The following is a 2,076-nucleotide window of genomic DNA, read 5'->3' as shown; positions in this document are numbered from 1 at the left end:
AGGATGCAGCCTGGTTAAACCTCCCACCGTACCTAGGGCCAGTGGCAATTTCAATTCATATCTAAATCGACCATCGCTAACTTCGGCCTTGGTCAAACTCTTGTATTTTCCTGTCTGCGATGCCCAAACATGCGCATTCGCTTCAACAGCTCTAAAGTCGTTTCCTGTGGCCAATACAACCGCATCAACACCATTCAAAATACCCTTATTGTGTGTACAAGCTCGGTAAACATCGAGCTCGGCAATTTGAGTTGCCTTTAAAAATTTGTTAGCGAAAACCTCACCAGTCATGCCATCGAAAACACCATCGAGATCCTTAATATCGCATTCAATCCAACATTTCACAAGGCAATCGGGCGTGTAGTTCGATAAAATAGACATCACAATCTCACACTCACGCTCCTCATCTGTCCAATCGGCCTGGCTCTGAATAAAAGTTTCAAGAGTCGTCGCCATCATCTCCAAACAGGAATTGATAAAATTAGCTCCCATTGCATCAAGCGTATTAAAGCTCACATGCAATTGATGGTAATTCTCCATTTCATGACTCATATCAATTAGAGACAAGTCGAGAATTCCACCTCCACGTCGTCGCATATTGGTTGTTAAGCCATGTGTTGCGCACATCAACTCCTTCTTCAATTCAGGAAAAGCTTGCTTTAAACGATCGCTTTTGCCATTCCAAAGGAAATGAACTTGTCCTGTTTTTTCGACCGAAACAATCTCGGCATGAAAGCCACCTCTCTCTGCCCAAAACTTAGCCGAACGAGAAGCTGCTGCAATCACAGAACTCTCCTCGGTAACCATGGGTAGGTGATAAACCTGATTATTGATTACAAAATTAGGTGCAATCCCAAAGGGAAGGAAAAAATTAGATAAGGTGTTCTCACTGATTTCATCCAATAGGCTCTGCTGTTCCAAATCATTCAACCTGAAATAATCCAAATCAGCCTCAATCTGCTCACCTTTACCACTAATCTCACCCAAGTATTTCAACTTCTCTATTCGCGAAAGTTTCGAAAAACCCTTTATTATCTTATTCTCCATAAGGATATAGCTTTTACTACACTTAAATAAATAATCTTACATCAGTTAGCGAAGATCCAAATAGGCTTCGGCCAACTGCAGTCCTTTTATTTGGCTCTCGATATAAGATTCAAGTTCGTTATACTCAGCCTGAGCATGTCTTAATAAAGCTGAAGCCTGACCATAAATAGCAGGCATCTTGCTTTTTTTCATCAGGTAATAACCATCCAAGCAAGACGTCACTCCTCCTGAGATAATCAGTTCTTTACACTGAATTGTTTTATTGTTTTTATAAATAGCATTTGTCCACTCGAGCATCTCTTCCGCGTTATGACCGATTTCACTCAGAGCCTCCAAAACCTGCCCTGCCTTTTCAGGATGACGCATCAGCTCAATCTTCGCAAAGTTTGTTCCTCCAAAGGCTCCAAATTCTATGGCCTGCAGAGGTAATTGCATAAGAGCTTCCAAACTTTTAGGTCCCATACCTTGCCCTACTTCTTTCACTATGATAGGAGCCTTTATTTGCTCCATCATCTCGTTCAAAGTTTCAATTGGGGATCGTTTCATAAGATCGCCCTCGGGCTGCAAGCTCTCCTGCATTGGATTAATATGAACAATTAAACCATCGGCGCGCAAATCGTGAAGCATCGCCTCAACCTTATCGAGAGCCTTATCTTTAATCAAAGTCTCAATCTGACAGATACCCAGATTAGCATACAAAGGCAAATCATCACCAATGACAGAGCGCATATCGAAATCTGCAAAATGAGCCTTACTATCCAGTATTGATCGACATGAGCCCAAACCCATTCCCATTCCAAACTGTGCACAGGCACGAGCCAAGTTCAAATTGATTTTAGCTGCTTTTTCTGTTCCGCCTGTCATACTCGAAACCCATATTGGGGTACGTAGCTGCTTACCCAAAAACTCAAAAGCCTGAAGTTCCGTATCGGGATGAGCACTTAAAAGAGGTTCATAATAGAACCGCTTATCAGCCAATGCTTTTTCCATATGCGAACGGAAAGCCAAATCACTATGGTCTCTTTTTCT

Annotated in this window: 2 protein-coding genes; both read right to left on the bottom strand. The window is 42.1% G+C overall.

Going from position 1 to position 2,076, the window contains the following annotated elements:
- A partial coding sequence (locus tag ABY905_RS16835) for a hydroxymethylglutaryl-CoA reductase (protein WP_372645988.1) occupies positions 1–1,047 on the bottom strand: 1,047 nt, incomplete at its 3' end.
- A gap of 45 nt (positions 1,048–1,092) precedes the next feature.
- Positions 1,093–2,076 (bottom strand): isopentenyl-diphosphate delta-isomerase (locus ABY905_RS16830; RefSeq protein ID WP_372645986.1); only part of this gene is annotated, 984 nt, incomplete at its 5' end.

The organism is Ancylomarina sp. (assembly GCF_041555295.1).
Lineage (GTDB): Bacteria > Bacteroidota > Bacteroidia > Bacteroidales > Marinifilaceae > Ancylomarina.
The sequence above is the reverse complement of the archived record's forward strand: the minus strand, read 5'-3'. Positions and strand labels throughout refer to the sequence as shown.